This window comes from Enterococcus sp. AZ067, assembly GCF_051715005.1.
GTDB lineage: Bacteria > Bacillota > Bacilli > Lactobacillales > Enterococcaceae > Enterococcus_D > Enterococcus_D casseliflavus.
Genome location: NZ_JBIOSY010000001.1, coordinates 3,568,550 through 3,595,264 on the forward strand (window position 1 = coordinate 3,568,550; position 26,715 = coordinate 3,595,264).

Here is a 26,715-nt window from a genome sequence, read left to right on the forward strand (position 1 = left end):
TTTAGTCTTTAAGCAAGGTCAGTTGTCCGTTTTTGATGGTATATACACAATCAGAAATCTCTTTGAAGGTCAGGTCATGACTAACGATAATGATGCATTTGCCAGCGTCTCGTAATTCTTCAAAGATTGACATAACATTTTCGCTGTTTGCCAGATCCAGACTGCCAGTCGGTTCGTCTGCAATGATTAGATCAGAATCCAACGCTAATGCTCGGGCAATTGCCACTCGCTGCTGCTGCCCACCAGATAACTGGTGGCATTTTTTTAGTTGTATATCACCGCAAATTCCAACTTTATTCAAATAATTACTGGGTGACTGTGTGCTTTTTACTTTATGAATATTCGTAGCAATCGTGATGTTCTCTAGAGGCGACATGTAAGGAATCAAATTGAGCGACTGAAAAATATAGCTGACTTTTCGGCGATATTGAACTAAATCGGTCATCGGTTGACCTTTAAATTCAACAGTCCCGTTTTGTAAAAATTCCAGACCGGAAATCAAAGACAAAAAGGTGCTTTTTCCAACACCAGATTGGCCGATGATTGTATGGAGTTTGCCAGAGTCAAACACCTGAGTGACATTTTCTAAAATCGTTTCATTTTTATATGAGTAACTGATATCTGTAATTTTGAGCATCAAATCTTCTCCTTTAGTATTAATGAAATCCATGAATTTTTCTTGAATAAATGTAGGCACTTTTACTATTTTTCATTGGTTTATTCATTGTTCGATAAAATTTCTTTGGGACTTTTTTTAACGATCTTTAGAGACGGCAGAATCGTTGTGATACACGTGATTCCTGCAAGCAATAAAAAAAGAATCGAGGAGGCAACCACTGAGTTTTTGAAACTGGTTCGTGTAACCGAAACATCCGTTTTAAGCTTGGTACTTTCGTCTTCTACATAATTTTCTCCTCGTGGCATGCTTGGACCGTTCTCCTCACTTAATTCCTTCATAGAGGACTGCATCTGCTCATTAATGATCTCACTTGCTTGAGGGGCTATCACTGCTGTCGATAAGGCGAAGCTGATTCCAAAACTAACAACTAGAACAATAAAGACCTCTAAAAACATTTGCATCACGATTTTGTATTTCGTTTCCCCTAAAGATAGTAATAAGCCGACTTCATATTTACGTTCACGTAAAGAAAGCAGCATGATCAAGCCAATGACGATTAGGGCAAACAGAATTAAAAAGAGTTGGATAAAGTTCAAAATTGAAGAAAAGTCAGCAATCATTGATTGGATCGTCTTGTATTGGTCGTAGGAGCTTTTGAAGGCAATTTGCTGGTATTTATTGTTATTGGCATCCAGTTCGTTCAAGAACTTCTGTGTATCCATTGGATCGTTCAAACTGACTTTGATTTTGTCAAATCCTGCCATCAATGGCGTATTATCCCCGAATTGTAATTCTTTCACTTCCTTGAGGACACTCCTCGTAGAAAAAAATAGATGCTCTTCGTTTTCTTTGTAGGGACGAGGATTATTGGTAGCCAATTCATAGATACCAGTGATAATTCCGTCTTTTTTCAAAGTATCTTTTTCTTCATCAAAACCGGAATTGAAATCCAGATCTAAAGAGTTGCCAACACTCAGATTGTTTTTTTTCGCAAATTTTTTTGAGACTAAGATGGGATACTTTTCTTTGATGTCATCAGAAAGCTTACCTTCTATGATCTCCAACTGGTACTTCGCTAATTCAGGATTATTGTTATCATAAACTTCAAGCTGATTAGTGGGTTCAATAATCCCCCCAGGCACCTTATCCTCGTGTTTCGGTGTGCGGTCGGAATATTGGGTGAACAACTGTGCCACTGCACTGACAGAAAATTCTTTGACATAGCTAGAATGTTCGATTTTTTCAATCAACTCTTTATTTAGCACATCATGTTCTGCCTCTAGTTCACCAGAATACATGGCCTGCAAGACCTTCTCATAATCCAATTCGATGGTCACTAGCGAGTTCAAATCTTTTTGGACATTGGATAATACTTTTTGCAATTCAGTTTGAGTCAGTCGAGCTGTGATTAAAAAGGTCGATATGACCAGAAACAAACCACCGATAATAGCTGTTCTCTTTTTTAGACTGACAATACTTTTGAAAATACGGTTCAAAAATTTCATAAAATTCCTCCTTTAATAAACGAAAGTATACAGGATGAACGTTAGTCGAATATGTTGTCAATATGTGTTTTACATGAAGTTAGCCGTAGTAGTAAATGTAGAGTCTTTAGATTTATTGCAATAATTTTGATTTTTGAATCCTCCGAATAATATGAATATGGTTTTTTCTATCAAATCTATCTTTTCATTATTCGTTAGATGCATACCTCCACTATTCAGCAGGATTAAACACCATTCTTTTGACACGCATCTTTTCTTCGCTTAAATTTAAACGGAAATTTAGACTTTACCTTCAAAATGTAATGAAGCTGATCTGCAATTGTTTATTAATAAGTAAAGCTATGAGATACATCTTGATAGCTTCGTTTCGCTAGAATTATTTTAAGGAGTGGAAAGGCCTGTATATAAAACCTGTCAGATTGCTTTGAAGAACTGTCTAAAACCCAATATGTTCCTAATCAGACGAATAAAAAAAGACCATTCAGAAAGAACTGTTTTCTGAATGGCCTTTTTTAAAGGTTGCTATATTCTAATCAAGATACATTAAATATGATCGAATGCTTGGTTTCCATACTTAGATCATAGCCGCAAAGTTCTTTGAAGTAAGTCGCATAATCACTTTCAGCGATGCGAATGATTTCTTCCTCCGAAAAATCATCCAACCGAATGAGCTCAGCAACTAAACTCATTCTTGCATCAATACCCAGGAGCTCTGGAAATACTTGCCAGAATCGTTCTTCTGATATTTTTTCCAATAAACGCTCAAAGTGGTTCAGCTGGTCATTCAGGTAAACTGCTAACTGCTTATGTTCTTTTCTTTTTTCTATCTCGTTAAAAATAGTATAAAAACCTGCTAAGTACTCTTCTTTACTTGTAATCATCAGCAATTTTTCACCTTCCTTTTGTCATTTGTCTATTTATACAAAACAGCTTCTATCGTAACTTTCCTTATTGGTTTCTTCCAGCAATTAGCTGTCGAAAGAATTTCTGATCGCCTGTGGTTTACTAGTTAGATGATAAGAAAAGTTTTGTCCTATTACCTAATTGCTTAAGGCTTGCTTGTTGTTGAATCACTTTTTAATAGAGGATTTAACTTTTGTTTGATCCCCACCCAGTCTTTTTCAAGCGGGATCGGGTTTAAAAGAATATAATCTTCTCTTAACCCATAGTCAAAAATATATGGACGATAGTTCGTTACGATCAAATCTGTTTTCTGGGATTTCAGTCGTTCTTCTGTTAACTCATGTAAGGGGAGAAAAATGAGCTGATAATGCTCACCCAATAGACGCTGAGCTTGAAGCTGGATAGTTTGGACGACCATTGAATCCCCCTCTAATAAAAATAAAATTGTTTTTTTAGGTTGGTGCGCATGTAGCAACAACTCACTAAATATTGTGAAACTCACCACTACATCTTCAAACAAAGCTTCCGAAAATTGTAGTTTTTCCTGCTGTTTTTTTAGAAATACTCGATTCTTTTCGTAAGCTGCTTGACCAATAACGAGTTGTTCTGCCTCTGGTTGTTGTTTGTTCCAAATCGGCCAAAGCGTATCATTGAGTTTTCGAGAAGCCAAGAATGCACTTAGAAAAGTCTCTAAGTGGGGACGATCCCAATCTTCAAAGAATTCTTCTGAAAAATAGGCGGTAGCGGTGCCTTCCAATTCTGGCCATTGGTTGAAATGAGTCAAGAACAGTTGCTCTTGATCCGGACGATTAGTGGTTCGTCTTGAAACAATAATCAAGTGCAACCATACTAACTCTTCATCTGGCAAGATAATGCCGTACGCCCTTTCAATGATTGGAACAAGTAATTGTAACAGCTGAAAATCTGCTTCTTTGTACACCAGCTCTTGCGCCCATTTTGGTACCGAAAGAAACTGCCCTTGTTGAACACGCATCATCGTTAAATACAGCAGCGAATAGAATGCCCCAATCGATAGTCCCGTTCCTACTTCTTTCCTTTCTATTTTCCCAGAAAGTCCCTTTAGCACCACTTGATGTAAGCCATGAGGGGGTCGCACCGTTTGAGGAGTCAAGTCTCCACCGTAATAGAAATCAAAGAAGAATTTCCGAATGTTTGCTTCCTCCCCTATAAATGTTACTGGATTGAAGCTAAGTGATAGTCCATATTCTTTTAGTATAGGCTGGATTTTACTTAAGAAACGGCGTAAAGTCGTTTCAGCATAACAATAATGATCAGCCAATTCTCCTAGTTCTGTTTCCTCACCATAAAATATTTTTTCTAAAAGATCAAAAAGGACATCTTGTTCCAACAATTGCTCTTTTCTCGCTTGATACAAGAGACGGTCCTTTTCTTCAAAACGAAACCCACTGTTATTAGAATAGATAGCGGCACTTTCAAAAAAATGTTCTTTAATCGAGTGAATATCCTTCATTAAAGTCCGCTGGGAAATACCCAAGCGTTGTGCTAAGGAAGTTGTCGTGAAGGTCTCTTCTCGTTCAATAATCTTTAATATTCGCATCCATCGCCTAGTCACTGGATTTGTAATAAAAGCAATTTGGAGTTCACGCATTCTATGCCCTCACTTTTTTTATAATGCTTTGATTCCCTGTAAAACCCATGTTATCCTCGCTATTTTAAGTAGACAGCGAGGGCTTGTTGGATTATTTCTTTACTTGGTAATTGAGGTAACTCGATGGTGGCTTGATTCGTCTCAAATAAAGTCTGATTTGTTACTTTTACATGACGGACAAATCCTGGCTGCATAAAAATCGGTGCCTCTACTAAATAAAACCCAGCTTCTTGAAAAGCAGCCAGCATTTCCAGTTTGATCCACCGTTTCAAAGAAGTAGCGCCAGCTAATTGATAGGTCACATAAATAGTATTGCTGTATTGGTTTTGCTCAGCTATAAAGCGAGTAATTAAGGCTTCTAATAAAGATTGCTTTTCTCCAAGTACGAGATTTTGATCATCAATGCCAGCAATTTTAGGTAATTGAAAGAAACATTCCATCAGAAGTAGGATCGTTTCAAATAAACGATACGCCAATCCCTCTGTTTCTCTTATAGGAAAACTCATATCAACCGTTGGGGAAAACATACGGATAAACTCTTTTTGAATCAACGGATTTAGAAACTGCTGCTCATTGAGTGACAGGAGAAAGAGTGCTGCTTTTTCCCTTATAGGAAGGGGAACTTTTACTTGTTGATCCAACGCAGCAGCAAGCGCCACTTGTTGTGTTCGATGATTTGTTTGTTCAGGTAATAGATGGTCTTGATCGACACGCAGTTTCGTGATTATCAGCCATTGATTCATAAGCGTAGGTTCCAATTGCCATTTTCCGCTCTTAATTGCTGTTTTTTTCATCTGCATCTGCTGTACCTGATCAGCTAGTACTGTCGGATATAACGGCAAAGTAAAATAAAAATCATACAAAAACTGCCGGATACTGGGTTCTTCCCCCGTCAGCTGATTGTGTTTCCCAACTAATTGGCAATCATATTGGGTTAGTAATATCTCCTGCAAGCGGTGTTTGATGCGACTGAAGCTGCCAACAGGGATATCCAAATAATAGCCCCATTGATAATTCTCCATTTGCTTCCCCGCTGCCAGTTGATCCACGAAAAGAAACAAGCTTTCTTCGACCAACAGTGCTTGCTTTTTTTCATAGTAACTTTGCGGATCTAAAAAAGAAAAATGATAGCCTTTCTCATCACCAATCAGCTGGATGGTTTCACCAAAGTAGTCTTTGAGTTCTTTGATATCTTTCATGATCGTACGCCGACCGAATCCAGTGTGTTCAACCAAACTAGGGGCAGTCGTTTGTTCGGTCTCTTCTAAAACTTCTAACAGTTCAAACCAACGTTTGGTTTTGACATTAAAGATCAATTGATAAAAGAGCGTAGACACTTATCCCCTCTCTCCTTTCTATGAAAAAGGAAAAGAGCCGAGGCTCTTTTCTCGTTACCTTTAATTAGCAGGAACAGAACTCAATTCCCATGTGAGTGTCGTCTGATAACTGGCAGTACTTGGGGTCGCCCCTCTAGGTACCTCTAACACGACACTTTTATCCGCTGATTCCGCATCACCAAAACGATAGATCCACGTCCCTTCCCCTTCGGGACCTTGGGCTTTTAGCAAGGTGCGTTTGGCGCCTCCAGGGTTTAGGGTCATCGGATTGGTGTGGGCCAGACCCGGTGCGGTGCCACCTTGTGCAGAGGCGATCTGTTGGTTTTGTAAGACCAAGCGTGCGCCAGTCAACTCCTGACCAGTTGCTCTGTCTGTAAATTGATCGTTTTGACGCACCGATAATTCCCAGCCGTCTCGTTCTTGGGTCGGACGTCGGTCACTGATCTGGACATAGTTCGGTCGTTCTTCTCCTTCAAGCACGGTGCCGTCTTCGGCCAATAGCCGTTGCAGCTTGGCATAGTACGTTTGGTCTTGCGCAGAAATCGCTTGGACCCCGAAATCAAACTGGGACACGAAATCGATACTGAATAGTCCCTGGTCTTCTGGCAAAGTCGGTGGGTTTTCTGGATCGACTTCTTTTTCTGGATCCAATGGATCCACTGGACGGACATCGGTCGCTTCTTCTTCATAATTTGCCTGTAAGACGACATCGGAACTGCCCATGGTAAAAGTCGTGGTTTCTGCGTTTACATTTGTGATTCTTGCATTTGTTCCTGAAACAATTTCCCAGTTTACGAAGCGATAGCCCTCATTTGGATTTGCAAAAATCATAGTAGAGTCACCTTGTTCTAGCACTGTCGAATTTGCTGTAGGATTACCAGCTTCAAGAATGTTTGTCTGAAAAAACAGTTTGTATGACTGAGTTGGAGGGGGGACCCATCCTCCACCACTAGCATTAAAGAGCATACCGGCATATAGAGGATTATTAAACGTAGTAAGATATCTTTCATTAAAATCGTTTGGATTACTATTGCTATTCACAACAGTCTCTCCATTTAATCCACTAAGGATGACATCTATACTATTCCATGAATTTAAACCTGAATTCCCTCCACCAGTTCTCACTGATATCATAGAAAATCTATTTGTTTGAATAATTATTGTACTCCCTGCATTTGAAAGAATAGGTCTCAAATCAGAATTATGGGTTGATTGAATCCATCCTACTTCATTATTAGGCATGATTTTCAGAGTACCACTTCGAACCAACTCTATTCCTGTCGCACGCACTGTTGCACTAGCTCCAACAGCTTGTGCAGACGTAATGCTTATAGCTCCATTTACATTTATATTCTGACCAGATATTACAGAGCCTGCAGTACCAGTCTGTATAGCAATATTTGAATCATTAATTTCTATTAGCCCACTCCCATTATGAAGAATGATAGGAGCTGTACGAGAGTCTCTTCCAATTAGTGCTGGATGATCAACTATTCGTGTAGAATTTATAGTTAGCCCTGCTACACCACTCATTACTAAACTATATCCTGAATTCTCAAATCCCAGAGATCCCCCATTAATTGTTATGGATGATGATCTTGTATTAAGAGAATCTCCAAAAATGGAACTAGAAAAAGATATATTACCAAGATTGATTGTCGTAACAGTAGACGAGTTCCACGAACTTCTAAATTGAGACCAATTGCTAGCTCTAGCTACTCTTGTAATAGGATCAATTATTTCATTTAAAATACGCGCTTCTTCTTCCGCAATAACTTCATCAGGGATAGATAGATTTTTCTCAACTGCTATCACTGGTTGAATTGCAATTGGACTATGATTCATTCCATCTTTTTCTTGAATATCTTGTTTCTGATCATTCACATCTATTTCTTCTAGATTAGTGAGATCAGTTTCTTTTTGAACAGCTGAATCAATCGTCCCGTTTTCTGAATTACCCTCCTCTACTTCCAGATAGAAATGATCTGCGTCATGGTCAACGGTCAAAAAATATTGCCCAGCGGTTTCAAAGACAACCGGTAGTTCAAATGTTGTCTGTTGTTTATTTGTTTTTAATGTCCAATACTCCCCGTGGGAATGTTGAATTGATTCTCCATTTAGAAATTCAGATTCAACGATTTCCCCTTCTTTGGGAACCCTCACCAATACTTCGTTGGCTGGCAACGTACTCGTGAAACGCAAGAGAACTGGTTGTCCCACTGTCGTTCGAAAGGTCTTATCCATGAATGAAAACTCTTGTACCACTTCTGTTTCCTGTTCCGAAGGAATCATGGATTGGTTCAGATTGAGATACTCCGGTTGGTGCGAGCGAAACGCTTCAACCAATTGTGGATCCACAGTGTCGTCCGTTTCGGCATAAGCCTGTGTCAAAGACAGCGAAATGGCTTGGAAAATTAAAAGAATTGCGCCAAAATAAGCCGCTTGCTTGCGAACTTTTATCATACATCCTTCACTCCTTACTTCTCTTGCTTCGTTGCTTGTTTTCTTCGTTTGATGATCAAGTAAAGAAGAACAACTGCTAATAAAAGCAATAAACTGATTGCACCGATCATCCACCAATTTAGACTTGAGTCGATCGTCACATCTGCACGGTTAAAACTGCGTGCTTCGTCGGCCTCAATCGTGAATGTTCGTTCCCATGCCCATTCTTCTTCTCCAGAAGTTGCTTTTAGTTTTAAGAGATAGTCGCCGGCCACAAAACGATCACCTTCTAGGGAAATTGGAAAATGAAAGTGTGAATTCGGCGCCATCTGCATCATTTCTTCACTGGCTTCATAGAGAATATCGTCTTCGCCCACTCGTTGAACCGTTGCCTCCACAGCCATGCGGTTCACAAACGTCGGCGTGAAGTTTTGGATCGTCGCACTGATCACATTGCGGTAGTTCAATTGATCCGCAAACACATCTAACAACTCAAGGTCGGGTTGGACTGAATTCCGAGAGTTACTGACAATAACGCCGATGACATAGGCAAACTCATTCTTGATCGCCAGACCTTCTTCATCCGTTGGATCTTCTTCACTTTCTTCTTTGACTTCACTGATTCGCAACCCGCCAGCTAAAAAACCATCAAAAGAAGCCTGAGGCATATGTAAAGCAACGTCGACCGTTTTGGTCTCATTTCCTGCTAAATCGATCACCTCCGGTGATTCAATCACTTCATCCAAAGCATAGGGTAAGGTCGGATCAGCTTCCTCCGCATCTTTCCCATACTCCACCACACCATGCACATTGGTATACGCCGTATGAGGCGTGATTCGTACCTGAATGGGTTCGTCACTGGCATTTTGCAGTGTTAAGGTCAAAGACTCAGTGGCACCTGGTTTCAGGTTCAGATCAAAATAACTAGTTGATCCTTCTACTTGGCTGTCTGGAAATTCGGGGGTGACGTAAAAATTCAAGTTCGCCTCTTCTGCTTTTCCACTCACTGGAAACAAGGCAATCAAAACAGTGACAAGGGCTAAAAACAGAATCCGGTTCTTTTGTAGATAACTAGCGATACGTTGGTGGTTCAAATCAATCGTCCTTTCTTAAAAAAACAGCGCTACACTTGCATGCAACGCTGTCGAGAGTTTCTCATCAAGTTCATTCAGGTACCAATTTCACTAAGTCCAGGTTCTATTTTACAGGCTCATCTCCTGGGGTTGATGTTAAGTCCCAAGTTAACGTTGCTTTATACGTTGTCGCATCTTTGGTGGTAGAACCTGGTACATGCAATTGGATCGCACCGTTTTCGACAACATCATTTTCTGGATCAAAACCGTCTGCTTCAAATTGATCCATTAATTCGGCTTGATTTCCCCAGACAACAGACGATGCACCTGCACCTTTGCCTGGTCCTGCAGTCATCACTTTTTGGGCGCCTGTCGTTGGGCTCAATGTAAGACCATCTGCGTGAGAAGAAGGGGCATTTTCTGGCGTTCCTTCATATTGGATGCGAGAACCGACAAAAACGACTTCTGCACCGGTTAAAATATTGTTTTGGGTTTGAGATTCAAACTCACTCAACGAAACAGATAAATCCCAGCCGGCATTGTTTCCGCGGATATCTTGAACATGAGCGAAACTGACATAAGGTACTTTGTTTTCTTCGCCCGTCGTGCCTGCTTTTTGTTGCATCTCTGCGACCATGTTGTACTCTTTGTTTTGGTTTGAGATCACTTGCGTCCCAAAGTTCATCGTTGGGGCCATTAACAGAGAGAGTGGTCCAGCCGTTGGAATCAATGGATCAATGTCCACATCTGGGTCTGGATCAGGAATAATAATCTCCATTTCATCATCTTCATCCGTTGCGGGACGAAATTCGACTTGACCGTCGGTCGGAAGGTTGCGAACTTCTTGTAACTCCTTTGTTTCTGTTGCTTCATCGGCAAGAACGGCACTTGCGCTCCCGGCTAAAATGGTTGTTGATAATGCGGCAATCGTTGCTAATCGAATAAATTTCATAAAATACTCCTGCTTTCTTTTTTGTTTTCGTTGGTGTGTTGTTGCTTGTTTCGTCTTCTTAGATAGAACACAATCCCTACAAGTAGAAGCCCTAACCAAAGGAGCCATACAGTTGTCTCACTATTGGTTTGCGGTAAGGAACCGCCAGGTTTGGTTGGTACGGGCGGTTTAACGATGTGTTCCGGCGGTTTCGGATCAGGCGTCCCGATGGGTTCATATCCCCCGGTAAAGCCGATCATCCCTTCCGTTTCTACAGAGCGGACTTGAGCTCCGTTAACCGTTGTTGGAAATTGCAAGGCCAATAAAATACCTATAATCCCAAATAGCTGCCCCAGCTTTCGTTTCATCTTCCCTCCTCCTTTATTGGTTCAGCTCAATAACCATCGTTTGTGGGAAGACGACAAAAAAGACATTCGATTCAATCGAATGTCTGAAAAAAAGTTGTTAGATTAGGGTTTCTAGAAAATAGAATACATACAGAATCGCCATTCTAAAAAACGATGGTTATTGATAATCTTTAATACATAAGTACCGCACATCTAATGCTTGTCTTACACCTATTAGATTACAAGCTGTGATCAGAAAAAGAAAATCGATATTTTCATAGCATCCTGCATATTTACGCAAACGTCTGAAAACAAAGAACTTATTTAACGAGTCGTTTCCTAAAGAGAAGAAAAGATTCGAGTAATTTGAATCCCCAAACAGAAAATATTTCTGTCGTAGGAATTGATAATAACACGCTCATTCATGAACGCACTTTGTTGCAGAAATCAAAGAACTCGCAAAAAGCACCATTTCTCTTAACGATTCCGTTTCTTTCTCAAATGAGGTAAGTGAGTGTAATCTTACTTTTCATCTGGATTCTTGATTCTCATTTCCTTACACTCAGGCAGCTATGGTCCTTCTATACTGTCTAACTTTCCTTATTGTTTATTATTCTCTTTTTCCATAATCCAGTTAATCAAAGTTGTTTCTGGCATGTCTAAGTACCTATTGAACTCAAAAAAACTAATTTCCATTTTTTCCAGAGAATTCATTTTACTAACTTACTCAATCAAGCTGTTCCAATTCAATCACTCATTTTTTATCGCTCACTATAAATGAACGCCTCTCTCAACACACTACAAAAAACAACCGAGAGAAACTTGAATATAACCATCTAAACTTTTTTTCATAAGCTATTGACTGTGTGGTTACCCGACACGATATACTTATCCTCAGGAGGCTGCTTATGAAATTACTTACAACAAGTGAACTAGCATCATTGTTTTCTATTTCGAAACACACCATTCGACACTATATTGATATCGAATTGCTCATACCAAAGGAACGGAATGAAAACGGGTATTTTTTCTTTGATGAAGAAAATATCTACAAACTCTATCAGATTCTCGTTTTTAAAAATATTGGGTACTCGCTTCGTTCCATCAAAACCATTTTGCCCCAATCAAACATGGCACCTTTTTTTATTGAAGCCGAACAAACGATCCAAAAAAAGATCGATGAATTACTAGCTATAAAAAATACCGTACACGCCGTTATCGAGGCCCAAAATTCCTACAAGTTAAACGAAATAAGTTTCTTCGAGAGGTCCGATCGTTATTTTCATTCTTTTCCAGAATCAGTTGTGGAAAATGGCGAGGTGGATTTGATAAAAGCCAATAATATGAATCTATCCTCTCTCGATCAAATTTTTTATGTTCATCGTGAAAATGAAGATATCCCTTGTCTTGAAAGTAAAAAGGAAGAAGGGGAATTTGCTTTTACTAAAGGGACTTATGCAAGTATGAGTTTTATCGTGGAGACGGAAGATTGTATCAAACAAAATATCGACCTTTTTTTAACGGACAAACTGCTGTCTGTCAGAAATATTTCTCAAAATCAACTCTTATTTTTTGAAAACGTCAATTGCTCATTAGCCTATAACAGCGCCACTATTTTTACTGTAGAAATGAAATTGTGAAAGAAGGAATCTATTATGTATTTAGTAACAACCGAGACCATTGCAGACCAAAAAATCAGTGAAGTAAAAGGAGCTATTTTTAATGAACAAGTGATTTCCGTGAACATCGTAAAGGACGCCATAAGTGGGATAAAAGGAATATTTGGTGGAAAATCTACTACCTATTCTGATGAATATTCTAAAGGAAGAAAGTTAGCTCTCGTGGAGTTGGAAGAACAAGCGCATCGCTTATCAGCAAACGCCATAGTCAGTACGCATATCAGTTACAATCAATTTGTAAATTCAGATATTATGTTAATTGTGGTGACAGCCAGTGGAACAGCGGTTGTTGTTGAAGACTAGAGAATTTTGTATGTTTCTATAAAACGCGTTTCAAAATAAAGAAGACACGGTACGGATCACCGTGATCTGATTTATTTTCATTGCGCTTAAAAGATCATTTATTTCATTAAAAAAGCGACCGCATAAAAACGGTCACTTCTGAGATCAAATGGAAAATTCTACTATAGCGTTTGTTTTTTCCGATTTAATCGATGCTCATTTATTACAAAACCAGCTATCCCTACCAATATAGCTACAACAGAAACGATTAGGTCATAGACAGTTAGGTCATGAAATCTAAGAACCGGCGCTACTAAAGTAACGAGGCTAAACAAAAACGCCCGTTCACTTTTATGAAGATTTGGTTCATAAGTCATACTTGTCCAAGTGACACGAATAACGTTATGACGAAGCAAAGACCCCCATAAAATGACCAGTACGAGGAAAGTGAGAATGATCATAAGCATCGTCGTTATGCCATAGTACTTCACTTGTCGTATAAGTGCGGACACTGTAATTAAAAGTAAATAAAGACCCACCAATCCTAGCCGCCGCTTCTTTTTGATCGTATTCATAGTCACACCCCCTCTAGACAAGATTTAAATAAATTACCAGAAAAATGACGAAACAAGTGACGGTCAGTTCGATTATATTTTCTGTACGTCGCGTACGGTTCTTTAAAAAAATACCCGGAGCAGTCGAAGAAAATTGTGAGCGATATTTTTCGGGAATAAAAAATCCTACTAATATTCCTACTAGGACCAAGTAGAAGGGCCAGTTCGGTGAGATCCCACGATTGAGAAAAGCCATGGCGAATGCAATCACGTAAATCACTACCTGAATCATCGTAATACTGTAAACCTTTTTTAAATCTTTCGACATCGTTGTGCCCCTCCATTTGAAGAAAAAATTGATTGTAATAGAAGTTTTACGGAGTAACCAAAGTTTATAATACTAACTGACCAGATTACAACATCCTTTTCAACCGCATAAGCTGTCAATGAAGCGAATCTGCCTCCCTTTTGAAAGGCTGGTGTTGGCTGATTCCCTATCCGCTATCTCTCGGTTAACTCATCCCTGAATTTCAGGAATAGCTCTTTCGCTTGTCCTGTGCTCATGTTTGTCAGGTCTTTGATTTTCTTGACCATGCCAATATCATTTTCGTTTTTTGAAAGCATTTGTCGTGCCATTTCTTCTTTGATCTCTGCTGCTTCTTCCTTCGTTAAATTTCTGACTTCTTTCTTTTTACCAAATAATCCCATTCTGCTCTCTCCTTCTTGTAAAATCCATACGCTTTTCACACCAGCCAGACTGCGCACGCTTTTTTATCTAAAATGCCGTTTTTCTGTCCATGACTTGATTCCTCTACCCTAATCTACCATTTCTGTCGGAATCGAGGAAATGGTTCGTTCTCTTTTTTATTTTTTGGGAAGATATAAAAATAAAACACGCAGCCAATGATGATTGCTGGCGGCACAGAGATACTCAATAATTTTAAAGCGGTGGTTAAAAGTACGCCTAATTTTTCTTGAATAGAAAGATTCATAATCCTGCTGAAGTCTTGATTGAACGAAGTTATGATCATCGTGACAAAAAAGATCAAGCAAAAACTAATCACCCCATACTTGATACTTACTTTTAAATCCTCATTGTCTTTCTTAGTTTCTTCCAAAAGTAATGTTTCTAATGAGATATCCAATTCTTCGGCTATTTTGATCATATTTTTTTTGCTCGGGTACGTAGCACCTAACTCCCATTTTGAGATCGTCTTGTCACTTACTTCTAATAATTCTGCTAGCATACTTTGCGTTAGCTTGTTTTTTTCTCTATATTCTTTCAGCTTCATTGCTAATATCGTTTCTTTCATTTCAACCACTCCTCATCCATTTCTACCCTTCATTTTGACATAAAACCTATTATTTAACAGGAATTCTTGAAAAAGAGAGTAGAATAGAGAGGATTTTTTGGCTATTTCTGGCGATTTGCCTGAAACATACTACCGAATCCTTCCTTACAACAATAGTTGCTGTGCATTCTAATATCTTCTAAATACTATCAAACCAGAAATCATAAGTATCTGTAAATAATTAAAGGAGAAGCAAAAACTTCCCAGTTTTTGCCCTCCATCATTTCTCAAGAAAATTTGTTAATAGAAGATTTTCTATCTATCATTCTTATTAGAAGAAACCAAAGTATTTTTTCACTTCAATATACACTAAAGAAAAAATGGATAATCCGATTACCCATAGCCAGTCAACTGCACGAAGAGAGACAAAGCCAAAAATGGTTTGCGTGAATGGAATCGTTACTAACAAGATAATGATCAATGCACCTATGAAGGTTGTCATTACTAACAACGGATTGCTCAAAAAACGCAGCTTCAGGATAGATTCTTTACTTCTACAATTAAACATATGCACAATAGTTGATAATCCCAATACAATAAATGTCATTGTCTGCGAAACCTCTATCGATTCTAGACGTCCAATTAGAATCGCGCCTAATGTGACGACTGTAAAAACAATTGAGATTTCTACAATTCTTACCAATAATCCTTGCGCAAAAATGCTCGTGTATTTAGTGACAGGGGCTTCCTTCATTGCTTTTTTATCGACTGGTTCAATGCTAAGACTCATTCCTGGGATTCCATCTGCAACTACTTTTATGATTAACAATTGAACCGCTGTAACAGGTGCTCCCCACCCAACGAGCAAGGAAATTAAAACGATCGTCAGTGCAGAAATATTGCAACCAAGCATCGCGTATAATGATTTTCTGATATTGCTGTATACCCGTCGTCCTTCTTCAACCGCCTGCACAATCGTCGCAAAATTATCGTCTACTAAAACCATATCAGAGGCTTCCTTTGCTACTTCTGTGCCTCCTCCCATTGCGATCCCTACATCAGCTGCTTTTAATGCAGGTGCATCATTGACACCATCGCCAGTCATGGCGACAATCTCATCATTTTTTTGGAATGCTTTTACGATTCGAATTTTATCTTCTGGGGAAGTACGGGCAAAGACTCGATAGTCATCAATCACACGGGCTAGTTTTTCATCGCTCATTTCATGTAAATCCGCTCCGGTCATTGCTTTCTTTCCATCGGTGAGAATTCCTACATCCTCTGCGATTTTTTTTGCTGTCAGTAAGTGGTCCCCTGTGATCATTACGGTTTGAATCCCTGCTTGTTTTGCAATAGAAACAGCCGGATAGCTTTCGGGCCGAGCTGGGTCGATAATCCCAACAAATCCTGCAAATTCTAACTGACTTTCAAGAATTTCTTCAGTAAGACGTGTAGGTCTTTCATCGTATCTTTTATAAGCAACGCCCAAAACACGATAGGCTTGATTGGCCAACTCATCATGCTTGCTCACGTAGGTGGGGTTGTTCGCATCAATGAGATCCAAGCGATCAAAAGCCCCTTTTGTGACAGAAACATATTGGTTGTTTACTTTATATAAGACAGTCATTCTTTTTCGTTTTGAATCAAAAGGAACTTCATGAATCTGTTCAAAGGTTGAAGCGACTTTACCTAGTTCCTCTTTAGTGAAGAGCGATGCCAGTTTTTTTCTGATCGCCAACTCTGTTGGATTACTAGTTACTGTTGTATTTTCTTCCATCGAACTAGCAAGATAGAAGAGAAATAAGAGATTTTTATCCTTCTCTTCTGTTATTTCTAAGCAGGAAGTCAGTCTATCCTTCATGATAATAACTTCTTTCACGATCATCTTATTTTCCGTAATCGTTCCAGTTTTATCTGAGCAGATGATTGAAACACCTCCAACGGTTTCCACTGTTGAAGGAGTCCTAACGATGGTTTTCTTCAGTGCCATATTCCTCATCCCAACTGCTAGAGAGATTGTTACTACGACTGGCAAAACCTCTGGAATAGCAGCAACAGCCATGGATATTGCGGTCATGATACTGGTCTCTAAAGACAATCCTTTGCTGATTCCTATAGCAATCGCTAGAAAGCCAGAGAGAATAGCGATTAGTCCTAGAACTTTCCCAAGTTTTTGCATTTTTATTTGTAGAGGTGCTACGGTTGTTTCTTCCTTGCTTAATAAGCTCGATATTTTACCAATTTCCGTATTCATTCCTGTCTTTTCCACTCGAACGTTTGCTTTTCCTGTGACGACCAATGAGCCAGAAAAAACCAAGTCTTTTTTGTCCCCTAAAGAATCTTCACTAGAAGAAATATAGGTGGGATCTTTTTCACTTGGTTCACTTTCACCAGTTAGAAACGATTCATCAACAAAGAAATTACTACTCGTTAAAAGCTTAGCATCTGCTGGAATACGGTCCCCTAACGCCAACTGAACAATATCACCAGGAACAATGTTCAAACTTTCAATCTCTTTTAACACCCCATCTCTGAATACTTTACTTACGGGAACACTCATCTTATTTAATTCACTCATTGATTTTTCCGCATTTTTTTGCTGTCGAATCGACAAATATAGATTAAGAATGACAATTGAAAAGATGACTATCGGTTCCGTAAAATCATCCGGATGGTTTTGAAAAGCAACATAATAAGATAAGAGCGTTGCAACGATTAAAATCAAGATGGTAATATCCTTCATCGACTCTTTCAAATAGTCATAAAAGTGCTTCTCATCTTTGCTTTCTATGGAATTAAATCCATATTTTTCTAGCTTCATTTCTGCTTCTTTACTGGAAAGTCCCGACTGGTTAGGGCCCTTTCCGTATTCTTTCAATTGTTCTTTTAACATCTGCCTATACCTCCTAAAACAAAAAAGAAGTCAGACAAACTAACCATAAAAGCCTAAGGTTAGTTTTTCTGACTTCAATAAGATTTATTCCGGCGAACAAATCTAATGTCATTATTTAAATTCCACCTAATTATTGCACATCCGAGTATTTGGGTCAAGATTTTCACGATGACCGAGTAATCAAAATGAGAGAATCGTATGCAAAATCGAGAAAAAGTAGGTGCACATCCTGATCCTAGAGACAAGAAGCTTCCCTCTACAAAATGATTTCAGGACTTTCTTTACTTAGCAAATAATCATTACCTGTTACGTTAAAATATTCTTGAATCAACAGACTTAACTCTTTGATTGCTTCATTTGCACGAGCCCGTTGCGTTTCATTGATCGACTCGATGAATAAAACAGCATGAGTGGTCTCTTCTGTTAGCATCGTACGTTGGGCTTCCCGCCAATTCAAGCATCGACAAATTGCACCTTTCTCATCATAGTAAATGACTTCATTTTCCAAAGCCGGGGAATCAGTATCTGCACCTAAGGGAAAGAAAGATTCGCCGCCTTTTGCAACGCCTAAATGAAGGTCGCCAACGATTGTATCGAGGTCTTCTCCGCCTAAAGGGACACCATATTTCAAGGAAATACTATTATAGATATCTACTAAAGGATTGATGGGAGAAAATTCTCTGTCTTGATTCACCCGCTTCAACAGTGCTTCGATGGAAGAGCGTACCCCTTTTTTCGTTTTAAATTGCTGAAAAGCACTTCGCCATTCTTGGATCACCTGGTTTTCACTGAAGGTGTCGGTCGTTAAGTAACGCTTTGCTTGTTCTTTACTATTTTTTAGCAAGTCAGTAAAAAACGTTTCGTGTGCAGCATCGGCAACATTGTTTATATTTTTTACAACAAGGCAGTTGACTTGTGCTTCTGGAAATAGTGCCCAAAATTCTTGATCGATCATTATTTTCTTCACTTTCTCTACACTCCTATTTAGTTTATTTGAACAAATTCATGTCCTTTATTTTTCAGGCTCTCTGTTTTTTCAGCAGCCAGCCGAGCTATATCCTTTTTAACAAAATATCATCTACCTGTGCTTCTTTTCCCATGTAGAATGAATGTTGCCCTACTTTGTGAAAGCCCATGTGCTCGTAAAAAGAACGTGCGTTGAAGTTCTTTTCCCACACACCTAACCATATGTATGATTTGTTCCATTTTTTTCCTATAGATTCAGCTAACTGGATGAGGTATTTTCCATACCCGCTTCTTTGGAATTTCGATCGAATGTAAATCCGCTCAACTTCCATAGCGTTCTCTTTCATGCTTTCTGTTTGAGCATTGCCCACGTTTAGCTTTAAATAGCCAATGATTTCTTCCGATTTTTCTATCAAATAAAAATGGCTTTCATCCTCAGTGATCTCTTCCCTTAACTTTTCTGTTGTATAGCTTGAATTGATGTAGTCCATCAAATTTTCTTCTTCATTTTGATTTTTAAATGTATCCGTAAACGTTTCAATACTTACCTGTTTCAGAATATCAACGTCACGTTCTGTGCATTCAACCAAGTGTAAGCTTTCCATCTGCCTTCTCCCTTCAATAGTCTCTTTTGATCCCATTCTTGACGTTGACCCAATCAACTTCTACCGAAGATTTTATTTTTGCCAGCATTTCCGCAAGATTTTTTCTTTCTAAAGCAGATAACTGTTGAATCGCTACTTTATTTGAATAGTTATTTTCTCTTATGATTAATTGAACTGCCTGTTTTCCTTTGGAAGTTGTGTATAAGTGTTTGATTTTTTTATTTTCTTTATCTGACTCTTTTAGGATAAAACCATTTTCCTCTAACTTTTTTACCGCCCGAGACAAAGTCGTGCGATCAACTTTGATCCGTTCGGCTAATCGTTCAGGAATAATTCCTTCATTTTCAAATATACGAACTAAGTAAATGTATTGCCCTTTACTGAGTTGAACCTCTTTAAATTCAATATTAGCAATTGATTCCAACATTCTACTGATCGAACCTATCTCACGAAGTATATCCTCCACGAACTATCCCCTCCCTATCTAGCACTATAATAGCCCATTATTGTTGCATATGCAACAATAATGGGCTATGTTTATTTTATCACCCTATTCTTAAATAAAAAAGACCAAATAAAATTTGGTTTCTAAAATAATTATGTCTTACTATCACTCAAGCATACCCAATGGTTTTCTTGCAACCCCCATATCAATATTCTTTGTTCTTGATATTTATTTTTTCAATTGCTGAATAGGACTCTTTGATAGAAGGTCATTTAATTGCTCATCATATTCAAAGGATTTATTTTCTCTATTTAGCAGATTATTAAACCAATTCTTGACCTCTAAAGGATAAATATTTCCCCATACGGTGGAAAGACGTGTAAAGCCTAATTCGATTTTTTTGTTTAAATCCTCTTCTCCATCAGAATAAAGATATATTTCTTTTCCTTGAGGGAAGACAGATTCTTTTATTTTATTATGATCTCCAGCTTCTTTTATTCCTATTATATTATGAATTTTGAGGACTTCATTAATGACTACAGGGCTGCAATCAATTCCAGTGCGCTTAGGGTTATTGTATAAAATAATAGGTTTCTTAGTTGAAGAAGCCGCTACTTCAATAAAATTCTGCTGCCCAATACAAAAATAGAGGTGGCGTAAACCACCTCATAAAATATTCATATTTTTGAAATTGACTTATATAAATCAATAATCTCTTTTGCCAAATCTTTAAACGCAATTGCAGTCATTAAGTGATCTTGACTATGAACCATCAAAAGAGAAATTTCTATGTGGTTACCTCTGGCTTCTTCAGATAACAAACTAGTCTGTGAATGATGGGCTTCCACCAAAGCTTTATCAGCATTCCGAATTTTCTGGTAAGCTTCTTCAATATTCCCTGTTTTTGCTTCCCGAATCGCTTCCATAGCGTGACTCTTTGCATCACCGGCATTGACGATCAATCCCATGATTACTTCCAAATTATTATCCGTTTCGCTTCCTCTTTCGTTCCTAGATTATTTACTAGATCGTATCACAGATAACAGAAATTAAGTTATATTATCATTACTCTAAAGTCGTACAAGTAGAAAGAGCTAACCTTTCATAAAGTTTTTGAATAATAGTAACTGTGCAGGTTAAACAAAATACACTTAAAAAAGAATATAAAACTTTTTCACCAGGAAATACTATTAGACTACTCAAAACAATGCTCCCATCTATAAGAAACAAGATAAATCCTTTGTTTAGTCTCTTCATATGGCTTATGATTAAAGCGATTGCTGCAGATCCACCTGTAGAAGCATTTGCATAATATAGTATACTGACACCAACTCCAGTTAAAGTTCCTCCCAAAACAGCATTTACAAAATTATCGAATGGTGACACAGGTATGCCTTCAAAAGCTAAGACTAAAGCAGGTTGTAATAATCCTCCTAAGAGTGTTCTAATCGAAACTGATAGTCCAAAATATACGTAACACCAAACAAGTACAGGAACATTAGCTAGAAAAATAATGTAGCCTACCTTAATCGTCATGAATTCATTTAAAACAGTTGCTAAACCAGCGACACTTCCTGAATTTATTTGTGCAGGGTTTAGAAAAGAATTATAAGCAATCGCTATAATGCTAACGCCTAAAATAATTAAAGAAAATATGCCCCAAGTATTTCTACTAATTTTTTTCTTCATGCAGAGAGATTCCGTTTGTTGCAATAGCTTTTTGATACCATTCAAAGCTGTCTTTTTTTATACGTTGTCCTGAACCATTACCATAGTTATCGTAATCGACATAAACAAAACCGTATCTTTTTTCCATCTCAGAGGAAGAGCAACTAACAATGTCTATTGGCCCCCATGCATAAAACCCTTTTACATCAACACCATCTTTTATTGCTTCTTCTACTTGAATCAAATGATCTTTGTAAAACTGTACTCTGTAGGGATCATGTATTTTACCAGATTCTAATTTATCAAATGCACCAACACCATTCTCAGTGATATAAATCGGTTTCTTCCATCTATCCCAATACTCATTAAGCGCAATTCTCAACCCAATTGGATCAAAACTCCATCCCCAATCACTTTCTTTAAGGTTAGGATTTCTAAATGCTGATTTCTTATTCATATATGTTTCTGCATTGGTGATTTTAGAATAATAATAAGAAAAAGACATGAAATCAGCTGTATTTTTTAAATCTTTCTTATCTTGTTCTGTGATCTCAATATTAAATCCTTTTTCATCAAAAAAACGAAACGCATATCCAGGGTATTCACCTCGTAAGAGAATGTCTCCAAAGAAATACTCCATTTGATTTCTTTTTAAAGTTGCCAAAACATCTTCTGGTTTACAAGTTTCAGAATAAGCTAGTTGATGACATAGCATCATTCCAATTTGAAAATCCGGATTAATTTTCTTAGCAATTTCAGTTGCTTGCCCACATGCAACCATTTCATTATGAACACCTTGATATTTCGCTTCTTCCAGATTATTCACCTTATCCTCTGCTATTCCTAAGTGATTAAAAGATTCATGAACGATTAAGTTAATCTGATTTACAATAATCCAATATTTGACTTTATTTTTATAACGATCAAAACATGTCTCACAAAATTTTACAAAAAAGGCAATGAGTTCTCTACTATACCAACCAGTATAATTAGTAGTTAAATTTAATGGCATTTCATAATGCGATAAGGTAATCATTGGTTCCATATCATTTTTTATGATCTCATCAATTAAATCATCATAAAATTGCAAGGCTTTTTCATTTGGTGTGCTATCATCTCCATTAGGAAATACCCTAGCCCAGCTAATGGAAGTACGAAATGTTTTTAGTCCTAATTCTTTCATTAATTTCAGATCATCTTTATACGTATGATAGAAATCAATAGCTTCTCTTTTAGGATAGATTCCTTTTGTATCCTTCATTGCAAATGTCACATACTCAGATGTTATTTCTTCATTATATTTTTGATCTAATGGAATATCAGCTTCAAAACGGTTAATATCAGCAATACTCCATCCTTTACCGTCTTTATTCCAAGCCCCTTCTGCTTGATTGGCAGCAATCGCACCGCCCCATAAAAAATCCTTTGGAAATACAGTACTATTCTTATTCATAATTTTCTCCTTTCAAATATACCTAATCCATTGATTCTTTTATTAATTTAGACTCATATGCCTTAAAGAAAGGATAATAAATGCCTAAACTGATTAGAAAATTAATTATCACTAAAACTAAAGCCTTCAGACTCGTGGTAAGAATAACCGATCCGAATATAGACGGAACAGTCCATTCTACTGCTAGAGGATAGGCCATACCAGGGATAATCCCTGTTGAAAAAGCTAGGTATGTCACAAGAACGGTAATTATTGGTGCTATAAAAAATGGAATAGCTAATGCTGGATTTAATACAATTGGAAGACCAAATAGCAATGGTTCATTTATGTTAAAAAATCCAGGTAGAATTGAGAGCCGCCCCAATTTTTTAAGATAAGGTGCTTTTGAGAAACACATTAATGTGCACAATGCCAAAGTTCCTCCTCCTCCACCTATCCAAATAAACGTAAAGATAAACGGTTTAACACCAATATTGGGTATAGCTTCACCAGCTTGAACTGCCAACATATTTGCTTCAGCATTCATAATCCATATAGGAGTCATAATTGCTGACAATACATTGGGATGCATTCCGAATAACCACATTAAACAGGTTAGAAAAACAAATACTAAAGGTGCCCAGATCGTATTTGATCCCACACTTAACAAAGGTGAGACAATTTTACTAATCAAGTCATTAATATCAAATCCTAAGAAGTGAACAACAAACCACACAAATCCTATCGATAAAAAAATTGGAATCATGGAAGAAAAGCTTTGCATAACATTAGACGGCACTTCTTCCGGCATTTTAATCCCAACATTATATTTCTTACATAACCTCATAACTTCAATAGCAACGATTGCTGTAATGATTGCTGTGAACATACCTTCTCCGCCAAGATACTTAGTTGATAGAAATGTCCCTTCATCAAAAGATGTAAAATCCAAAGTAACTAAAAATGTAAAAAATGCAGCAATTCCTCCAGAAAGGCCATCTAATCTATAGCTTTCCGCTAATCGCTTCCCAATTGAGAAAGAAGCATATACAGAAAGCAGCCCTACACTCATTCTAAATGGAATCTTCAATTGGGAGACTAAATCAGGATTATCTGCAAGAAAATCCACATAACTTTTCGGCCATGGCAAACTTGCAACTAATAAAAAAATTGAGCCTATAACAGTTAATGGAATTGTGGCAATTAATCCATCTCTCACTGCTTTTAAATGTCGTTGATTAGCCAATTTAACCATTGGAGGCATCAATCTCTCTTCAATGAAACTCATAGCATTATTCATTATTTTTCCCCATCTCTTAAAGTTTGTAGCTACAAGTAGATTATACTAAGCAAAAGAAATCGATTTCAACGGTGTAAAGTTTCCAAATTTGGATACAAAAAAACCTTCTGTCAAGAAGGTCATAATTCATTGATATCAAGATAATAGAGCAACGCTACAAAATAGTTTGTATATAATTTAGTCGAAATAAAATTAGAAGATGAAAAAGATGTTTTGTCAAGAATTACTAGCTCTTTGAAAGAGTCTTTATGTGAGTGAGTCCGTTCGTTCAGATTAGTAGTGATCAAAACAGATTTATCTTTAATTCGCTCTAGCTGTTCTACTTTTTCTCTATCCATCCATTGTCCTGTCATAGAGATAAATATTGATAAATCAGCTTCATCAGCCATATCCAATAAAGTCCCTACAGGTGTGGATCTATTTAATAAAAAAACTCTGTAACCACTACTATGGAGGACTTCTTTCAATAAGTTTACAGATTCAAAAGTAAATGCGGGTGAAATCAGTGCTACTGAATTTGCTGATTGAATCAAGCTGGCTATTCTTATAATTTGATGGTAATCAAACATCGAAAAAATTTTTAAATCTAGTTGATAAGAATTTTGGATGAAATTTTGAATACTCTTTTGTGGATTGTCTGATTGGATTTCATGGAATAGATGAGCTTCTTTAGATAGTTTTTCTTGATCATGCCTAAGGTCGAAAAAACTTTCGTAACCGAGTTTTTTACAGAACTTTGTAACTGATCCCTTGGAGGTAAAGGCATTCATAGCAACTTCTTGGCTAGTTAAATCAGGAAATTTATCTAAATTATCAAGTAAAAATTTTGCAATATAGAAATCTGTACTTAATTTGTCACACTTATAAATAAAATCCACTAATCTAATATAGAGATTATCCGATATTTTCTTTCTATCCACTGTTTGTTCACCTTTTTTATTTTATATATATTATAACACTATTAACCTTCCTCTTTAAACTCCATTTAAAGTTCATATAGGATATGCTCAAAATTAATAGAATTCATGTTAAATCAAAACAGTTTGAACATATTTTCCAATGAAAAAACTATATTAATTCGATTTGTATTGGACAATAATTTTTTAATATTTTTACTAACAACACTATATCTGTCGTTCCAAATTTCACGAATCTCACTGTTAAGATACAAAAAAAAAGGATTTTTTTTCTTCCGATCGTAGGTGCCATTTCCTTCATCATCAGCATCAACATAGATAAAACCATAACGTTCACACATTTGCGAAGTCGAGGCACTGACGATATCAATGCAGCCCCATGAGTTATGATCCATCAGTTCAACGCCTTCTTTTAGGGCTAAATTGATTATTGATTTCTCCCTTCTCATCGATTTCATCTGCTGCGCCCATGCCGTTTTCTACAATAAACAAAGGGATTCGATAGCAATCATACAGGGAGAGCAATGAGATTTAAATCATTATGACAATCTTTTCAACTCAGTCCAATTTTTATCATAGAAATGATTTTTTCATTAGCGATTAAAATCACAGGAACTTTGTATATATATTCCTCATCTTCAATTGTCACTATTGCGGATAACATTTCTTCATCCTTCACTCTAGCACTTATATAATTTTCTGGATTGTTCTCTTCATTTAAAAACAACCGATACTCGCCACTATCAATAGCACTAGAGGATCTTTCTTTGATAAACTTTTCTAATGCAACAGATCCGTTAAAAATTAAAATACTAGATTCAAATATGTCATTGGGAAGATACCATAATAGATAACATCGCTTACCATCTTGTTTTTGTTTAGTAGTAAGTATATGCAATAGCTTATCAAATAACTCAATTTTATATGAGGAAGATATTTTTCTGTTGAAATCTTGGAAGGATTCTTTAATAAAAATTTCATCGTCAGTAGAATCAATTGTTTCAGCCATATTATCCAAGTTTTTTAGCATTAGTTTCCATCTGCGCTTTAATCCTCTAAGCTTTGTTTTCATTTAGGACCTTCCTAATTTTATTTTGATAAAATTTTGTATAGTTGCTATATACTTCTCTTCATCTGACATCTTTAAAAAAAAATCCCAGTAATGTAATTGTGGGTATTTTATCCCTGTCACTATTGTCGATTGGAAAAGTACAAATTTTGAGTATTTTTCATTTTTCTCTCTTATGTTCTTTAGCCTAACTTTCATTCTCAGAAAAAATACTCCCTTGTTGGATTTACTATTACGGTGAGAGCCAGAAGATAGGAAACTAGCATTTTATATAGTAGGTAATGGCAGAGAAAGAATATATAATTGCATGATTAATAACATAACACATACTAGCAACATAATATTTTCTCTTCTGTCATGAATTGGATGCAAATACCCATCTTCTTTTGGTCTATAATTTATTGTTCCATACAGGATTTTCCTTCTTATTAATACAACTGCAGCCCCTGTTATCCATATGAGTACAATAAACAAAAAAATTTTAATTGCTAAATACGTTTGCCTTCCAATCACTAGATATAACAAAAAAACATCGATAAATTTAATAGTAAATAGCAAAAATCTTCTAACTTTTCTACCATAATAAATCAAATTGTAATTCATATAAAAACCTTCCTCTTGTTCATTGTTTTAAGGAATGTCGGAATATTCTGCATTTAATTCATACCATTCTATAGGGTATGTGCTGCTATTCTTTCCGCAACTTGAGCATTTATCTTTCCACTGACTAAATGACCCAAAACAAAATTAGAATCACAGCCAGTATGAACAATTACCTAGTTTCAAACATATCTATATTTATTTAGTTCTAGTTAATCATAACATT

At 37.1% G+C, this 26,715-nt stretch carries 27 protein-coding genes and 1 pseudogene; 2 read left to right on the forward strand and 26 right to left on the reverse strand.

The features are described 5' to 3' along the window. Position 1: 1 nt before the first annotated feature. The 9 genes from IGI82_RS16965 to IGI82_RS17005 form a co-directional block, all read right to left on the reverse strand. Positions 2-637, reverse strand: a complete 636-nt coding sequence (locus IGI82_RS16965; RefSeq protein ID WP_438842539.1) for an ATP-binding cassette domain-containing protein — start codon at positions 635-637, stop codon at positions 2-4. Between the two features lie 80 nt (positions 638-717). Continuing rightward, a complete protein-coding gene (locus tag IGI82_RS16970) occupies positions 718-2,124 on the reverse strand; it encodes an ABC transporter permease (protein ID WP_438842540.1) in 1,407 nt (468 codons plus the stop codon). 533 nt (positions 2,125-2,657) lie between these two features. Next, on the reverse strand, positions 2,658-3,011 hold the full coding sequence (locus tag IGI82_RS16975) for a DUF7006 family protein (protein WP_438842541.1): 354 nt from the start codon (positions 3,009-3,011) through the stop codon (positions 2,658-2,660). Between the two features lie 161 nt (positions 3,012-3,172). Then, the gene (locus tag IGI82_RS16980; RefSeq protein WP_438842542.1) at positions 3,173-4,657 is read right to left on the reverse strand and encodes a helix-turn-helix domain-containing protein; all 1,485 of its coding nucleotides are present in this window, start codon (positions 4,655-4,657) and stop codon (positions 3,173-3,175) included. 59 nt (positions 4,658-4,716) lie between these two features. After that, positions 4,717-5,994: a helix-turn-helix domain-containing protein gene (locus tag IGI82_RS16985; RefSeq protein WP_438842543.1), complete on the reverse strand. Its 1,278-nt coding sequence runs from the start codon at positions 5,992-5,994 to the stop codon at positions 4,717-4,719. 60 nt (positions 5,995-6,054) lie between these two features. Beyond that, positions 6,055-8,457, reverse strand: a complete 2,403-nt coding sequence (locus IGI82_RS16990) for a WxL domain-containing protein (protein ID WP_438842544.1) — start codon at positions 8,455-8,457, stop codon at positions 6,055-6,057. A 14-nt stretch (positions 8,458-8,471) separates the two neighbouring features. Then, complete coding sequence (locus IGI82_RS16995) at positions 8,472-9,530, reverse strand: DUF916 and DUF3324 domain-containing protein (protein ID WP_438842545.1); 1,059 nt, start codon at positions 9,528-9,530, stop codon at positions 8,472-8,474. A gap of 103 nt (positions 9,531-9,633) precedes the next feature. Continuing rightward, positions 9,634-10,461, reverse strand: a complete 828-nt coding sequence (locus tag IGI82_RS17000) for a WxL domain-containing protein (protein WP_438842546.1) — start codon at positions 10,459-10,461, stop codon at positions 9,634-9,636. After that, positions 10,458-10,808 carry an LPXTG cell wall anchor domain-containing protein gene (locus IGI82_RS17005; protein WP_438842547.1) on the reverse strand — a complete coding sequence of 117 codons (351 nt, stop codon included), beginning with the start codon at positions 10,806-10,808 and terminating at the stop codon, positions 10,458-10,460. Before IGI82_RS17005 ends, IGI82_RS17000 begins: the two co-directional genes overlap by 4 nt. A gap of 887 nt (positions 10,809-11,695) precedes the next feature. Here IGI82_RS17005 and IGI82_RS17010 point away from each other — a divergent pair. Both IGI82_RS17010 and IGI82_RS17015 read left to right on the forward strand, forming a co-directional pair. Continuing rightward, positions 11,696-12,427, forward strand: coding sequence for a MerR family transcriptional regulator (locus tag IGI82_RS17010; protein ID WP_438842548.1), 732 nt, complete (start codon positions 11,696-11,698; stop codon positions 12,425-12,427). Between the two features lie 15 nt (positions 12,428-12,442). Continuing rightward, positions 12,443-12,769 (forward strand): YbjQ family protein, encoded by a 327-nt coding sequence (locus IGI82_RS17015; RefSeq protein WP_438842549.1) that lies wholly within the window; start codon positions 12,443-12,445, stop codon positions 12,767-12,769. Positions 12,770-12,930: 161 nt separating this feature from the next. Here IGI82_RS17015 and IGI82_RS17020 read toward each other — a convergent pair whose 3' ends face one another. The 17 genes and pseudogenes from IGI82_RS17020 to IGI82_RS17100 form a co-directional block, all read right to left on the reverse strand. Further along, a complete protein-coding gene (locus IGI82_RS17020; RefSeq protein WP_438842550.1) occupies positions 12,931-13,323 on the reverse strand; it encodes a hypothetical protein in 393 nt (130 codons plus the stop codon). A gap of 13 nt (positions 13,324-13,336) precedes the next feature. Then, positions 13,337-13,630 carry a hypothetical protein gene (locus IGI82_RS17025; RefSeq protein WP_375820219.1) on the reverse strand — a complete coding sequence of 98 codons (294 nt, stop codon included), beginning with the start codon at positions 13,628-13,630 and terminating at the stop codon, positions 13,337-13,339. Between the two features lie 173 nt (positions 13,631-13,803). Next, the gene (locus tag IGI82_RS17030; RefSeq protein ID WP_142967669.1) at positions 13,804-14,010 is read right to left on the reverse strand and encodes a hypothetical protein; all 207 of its coding nucleotides are present in this window, start codon (positions 14,008-14,010) and stop codon (positions 13,804-13,806) included. A gap of 113 nt (positions 14,011-14,123) precedes the next feature. Continuing rightward, positions 14,124-14,615 (reverse strand): helix-turn-helix domain-containing protein, encoded by a 492-nt coding sequence (locus IGI82_RS17035; protein WP_271771894.1) that lies wholly within the window; start codon positions 14,613-14,615, stop codon positions 14,124-14,126. Between the two features lie 310 nt (positions 14,616-14,925). Further along, entirely contained in the window at positions 14,926-17,487 is a 2,562-nt protein-coding gene (locus tag IGI82_RS17040; protein WP_115232954.1) for a cation-translocating P-type ATPase, read from the reverse strand. A gap of 256 nt (positions 17,488-17,743) precedes the next feature. Continuing rightward, complete coding sequence (locus tag IGI82_RS17045) at positions 17,744-18,442, reverse strand: B3/B4 domain-containing protein (RefSeq protein ID WP_115232955.1); 699 nt, start codon at positions 18,440-18,442, stop codon at positions 17,744-17,746. Between the two features lie 97 nt (positions 18,443-18,539). Further along, positions 18,540-19,058 (reverse strand): GNAT family N-acetyltransferase, encoded by a 519-nt coding sequence (locus tag IGI82_RS17050; protein WP_236550384.1) that lies wholly within the window; start codon positions 19,056-19,058, stop codon positions 18,540-18,542. 13 nt (positions 19,059-19,071) lie between these two features. Next, positions 19,072-19,524: a MarR family winged helix-turn-helix transcriptional regulator gene (locus tag IGI82_RS17055; RefSeq protein WP_128432556.1), complete on the reverse strand. Its 453-nt coding sequence runs from the start codon at positions 19,522-19,524 to the stop codon at positions 19,072-19,074. A 207-nt stretch (positions 19,525-19,731) separates the two neighbouring features. Next, positions 19,732-20,142: a dihydrodipicolinate synthase family protein gene (locus tag IGI82_RS17060; RefSeq protein WP_159161470.1), complete on the reverse strand. Its 411-nt coding sequence runs from the start codon at positions 20,140-20,142 to the stop codon at positions 19,732-19,734. 38 nt (positions 20,143-20,180) lie between these two features. After that, positions 20,181-20,471 carry a PTS lactose/cellobiose transporter subunit IIA gene (locus IGI82_RS17065; RefSeq protein WP_271771892.1) on the reverse strand — a complete coding sequence of 97 codons (291 nt, stop codon included), beginning with the start codon at positions 20,469-20,471 and terminating at the stop codon, positions 20,181-20,183. A gap of 97 nt (positions 20,472-20,568) precedes the next feature. Further along, on the reverse strand, positions 20,569-21,192 hold the full coding sequence (locus IGI82_RS17070; RefSeq protein ID WP_438842551.1) for a YitT family protein: 624 nt from the start codon (positions 21,190-21,192) through the stop codon (positions 20,569-20,571). Next, positions 21,176-22,624, reverse strand: a complete 1,449-nt coding sequence (locus IGI82_RS17075) for a glycoside hydrolase family 1 protein (RefSeq protein WP_438842552.1) — start codon at positions 22,622-22,624, stop codon at positions 21,176-21,178. The genes IGI82_RS17070 and IGI82_RS17075 overlap by 17 nt, the downstream gene beginning before the upstream one ends. Before the next feature lie 22 nt (positions 22,625-22,646). Then, positions 22,647-23,903, reverse strand: a complete 1,257-nt coding sequence (locus IGI82_RS17080; protein WP_087628139.1) for a PTS sugar transporter subunit IIC — start codon at positions 23,901-23,903, stop codon at positions 22,647-22,649. A 119-nt stretch (positions 23,904-24,022) separates the two neighbouring features. Then, the gene (locus IGI82_RS17085; RefSeq protein WP_087628140.1) at positions 24,023-24,823 is read right to left on the reverse strand and encodes a MurR/RpiR family transcriptional regulator; all 801 of its coding nucleotides are present in this window, start codon (positions 24,821-24,823) and stop codon (positions 24,023-24,025) included. 113 nt (positions 24,824-24,936) lie between these two features. Beyond that, positions 24,937-25,351, reverse strand: a pseudogene (locus tag IGI82_RS17090) (family 1 glycosylhydrolase); the annotation flags it as partial. A 22-nt stretch (positions 25,352-25,373) separates the two neighbouring features. Then, entirely contained in the window at positions 25,374-25,892 is a 519-nt protein-coding gene (locus IGI82_RS17095; RefSeq protein ID WP_236550365.1) for a hypothetical protein, read from the reverse strand. A gap of 264 nt (positions 25,893-26,156) precedes the next feature. Further along, entirely contained in the window at positions 26,157-26,492 is a 336-nt protein-coding gene (locus IGI82_RS17100) for a hypothetical protein (RefSeq protein ID WP_325837041.1), read from the reverse strand. Positions 26,493-26,715 lie beyond the last annotated feature (223 nt).